2 protein-coding genes are annotated in these 3,453 nt (G+C 66.8%); both read left to right on the top strand.

The genetic code is table 11. The annotated features are described in order from the left end of the window. The first annotated feature begins 158 nt into the window (after positions 1-158). Positions 159-1,757, top strand: a complete 1,599-nt coding sequence (locus tag JCM9942_RS12410) for a M20/M25/M40 family metallo-hydrolase (protein WP_054660031.1) — start codon at positions 159-161, stop codon at positions 1,755-1,757. Between the two features lie 494 nt (positions 1,758-2,251). Continuing rightward, on the top strand, positions 2,252-3,453 hold a 1,202-nt coding region (gene gltX / locus JCM9942_RS12405; protein ID WP_054660029.1), incomplete at its 3' end, for a glutamate--tRNA ligase.

The raw sequence follows: 3,453 nt of genomic DNA, 5'->3' as shown, positions 1-3,453 counted from the left end.
CCGCGTTTGGGCTTGGGGGAGGCCGGCGCGGGCACAGCTGGTTGTGACAAACGCGGAGGTCTGTCGGCCGACCATGACCATTGGCCGGCTCGCCGGCCACGTCGCACTGGCTAGACTCGCGGCTTTGTCGCAATTGGCCCATGGGCCGGGGGAAGAGTGTGATCAAGCGTGGTTTGCTGGCGTTGTGCATGGGCTTGGCGGTGGGCGCTCCGGCGCAGGCCACCGAAAAGGTGGATCTGGATGTGGTCACCCGCATCCGCGCCGAGGCGTTCCACAACTCGCAGGTGATGGACCACCTGACCTATCTGACCGAGAACATCGGCCCGCGTCTGACCAATTCGCCGCAAATGGCCGCGGCCAATGCCTGGAGCCGCGGCAAGTTCAACGAATGGGGGCTGAGCAACGTCCATGACGACGCGTTCCCGGCGTTCGGCCGTGGCTGGGAGTTCACCCACGCCAGCGTGGAGATGATCGGCGACCGCGTGCTGCCGCTGCATGCGCTGCCCAAGGCGTGGACGCCGGGCACCGACGGTGCCGTGGAAGGCGAGCTGGTCCGCGTGGACATCAAGAAGCTGGCCGACCTGGACAAGTACAAGGGCAAGCTGCGCGGCAAGGTGCTGCTGCTGGGCGATGCGCGCGCCTACAAGCGCGGCACCGAGGCCGACAGCCACCGCCATGACGCCACCTCGCTGGAAGGCCTGCAGCAGTTCACCATTCCGGCCACCGCCGCGGCCGACCGGGCAAAGCGTCTGAAGGAATACAACGAGCGCCAGGAACTGGTCCGCAAGACCAACGAGTTCTTCGTCGCCGAAGGCGCGCTGGCGGCGATCTCGCTGTCGAGCTGGGACAACGGCATCATCCGCGTTGCCGGGGGCGGTTCGCGCAAGGCCGGCGAGTCGGCCGGCGTGCCGGAGCTGACCATGATCACCGAGCACTTCAACCCGCTGGTGCGTTCGCTGGAAGCCGGCGAGACGGTCAAGCTGCGCATCCGTGTCGATGCCCGCTTCACCGACGAAGGCGACAAGCCCGGCTACAACACGCTGGCCGAGATCCGCGGCAGCGGCAAGGCCGACGAGGTGGTGATGATCGGCGCGCACATGGACTCCTGGCACACCGGCACCGGCGCGGCCGACAACGGCGCCGGCGTGGCCGTGGCGATGGAAGCCATGCGTATCCTCAAGGCGATCGGGGTCAAGCCCAAGCGCACCATCCGCGTGGCGCTGTGGAGTGGCGAGGAGCAGGGCCTGATCGGCTCGCAGGACTACGTCTCGCGCCAGTTCGCCAGGTTCCCGGAGCCGACCGACCCGGCCCAGCTGGCGCTGCCGGCCAGCCTGCGCGAGCCGACCGGTCCGCTGCAGAAGCTGCGTGACTACGACAAGCTCTCGGTCTACTTCAACATGGATAACGGCTCGGGCCGCTTCCGTGGCATCTACGCACAGGAAAACATGGCCGCGATGCCGATCTTCGAGGCGTGGCTGAAACCGTTCAATGACGTGGGCGCCACCACCGTGGTCGCCCGCAACACCGGCTCCACCGACCACATCGCCTTCGATCGCGTCGGCCTGCCGGGCTTCCAGTTCATCCAGGACCGTCTGGACTACTTCTCCAACGTCCACCACACCCACCTGGACACCTGGGACCACATCGAAGCCGAAGACCTCAAGCAGGCAGCGGCCGTGATGGCCAGCTTCGCCTACAACGCGGCGATGCGTGAGCAGATGATGCCGCGCAAGCCCGAGCCGAAGCCGACGCCGTAAGCGCGGGAACGGTTGATTGAACGAAGGGCCGGCATTGCCGGCCCTTTTTTATGTGCCGATGTCAGCGCGTAGCCCGGGTAAGCGAAGCGCACCCGGGTGCCCTTGATGCACTCGCCGCGGCCCCGGGTGCGGCCGTTGGCCTTACCCGGGCTACTGGCTGCCGTTTTTTCATGGCCCATGCCGCAAGCGGCGCCAATGTGCGGTCAGGCAGCTGAAGGCCGGGCGGGGTAAAATTGCCGCATATTTGCCATCCAGTGCTTTCCACATGACCGTCCGCACCCGTTTCGCCCCCAGCGCGTAGCCCGGGTAAGCGAAGCGCACCCGGGGGCCCTTGATGCACTTGCCGCGGCCCCGGGTGCGGCCGTTGGCCTTACCCGGGCTACTGGCTGCCGTTTTTTCATGGGACACCACGCCGATGGCGGCAGTGGGCGGTCAGGCAGGTAAAGGCCGGGCGGGGTAAAATCGCCGCATATTTGCCATCCAGTGCTTTCCACATGACCGTCCGCACCCGCTTCGCCCCCAGTCCCACCGGCTACCTGCACATTGGTGGCGCCCGCACCGCGCTGTATTGCTGGCTGGAGGCGCGCCACCGTGGCGGTCAGTTCGTGCTGCGGATCGAGGACACCGACCGCGAGCGCAGCACCCAGGGCGCGATCGACGCGATCCTGGAAGCGATGCAGTGGCTGGGGCTGGACTACGACGAAGGCCCGATCTACCAGACCGACCGCGTCGCCCGTTACAAGCAGGTGGCCGAGCAGTTGATCGCCTCGGGCAAGGCCTATTACGCCTACGAGACCCGCGAGGAGCTCGACGCGATGCGCGAGGCCGCCATGGCCAAGCAGGAAAAGCCGCGCTACAACGGCGCCGCCCGCGAGTTGAACCTTCCCTACAGGGACGACCCGAACCGCGTCATCCGCTTCAAGAATCCGCTGGAAGGCACGGTGGTGTTCGACGACCTGATCAAGGGCCCGATCGAGATCGCCAACAGCGAGCTGGACGACATGGTGATCTTCCGTCCGGACGGCTTCCCCACCTACAACTTCGCGGTGGTGGTCGACGACTGGGACATGGGCATCACCGAGGTCATCCGCGGCGATGACCACATCAACAACACCCCGCGCCAGATCAACCTGTACGAGGCCATCGGCGCGCCGGTGCCGAAGTTCGGCCACATGCCGATGATCCTGGACGAGCAGGGCGCCAAGCTGTCCAAGCGCACCGGCGCGGCCGACGTGATGCAGTACAAGGACGCCGGCTACCTGCCCGAGGCGCTGCTGAGCTACCTGGCCCGTCTGGGCTGGTCGCACGGCGACCAGGAGCTGTTCTCCCGTCAGGAGCTGATTGAGCTGTTCGACGTCACCCACTGCAACTCCAAGGCCTCGCGCCTGGACATGGCCAAGCTGGGCTGGGTCAACCAGCACTTCCTGAAGACCGAAACGCCCGAGTCCATCGCCCCGCACCTGGTCTACCAGCTGCAGAAGCTGGGCCTGGACGTGGCCGCCGGCCCGGCCCCGGCCGATGTGGTCATCGCCCTGCGCGAGCGCGTGCAGACGCTCAAGGAAATGGCCGAGAAGGCGGTGGTCTGGTACACGCCGCTGAGCGAGTACGACGAGGCCGCGGTGGCCAAGCACTTCAAGCCCGGCGCCGAGCTGCCGCTGGCCAAGGCCCGCGAACTGCTGGCCGCGCTGCCGGAATG

Origin of the sequence: Stenotrophomonas pictorum JCM 9942, assembly GCF_001310775.1 — a bacterium.
GTDB classification, from domain to species: domain Bacteria; phylum Pseudomonadota; class Gammaproteobacteria; order Xanthomonadales; family Xanthomonadaceae; genus Stenotrophomonas; species Stenotrophomonas pictorum.
This window is presented reverse-complemented; position numbering and strand designations above follow the sequence as displayed.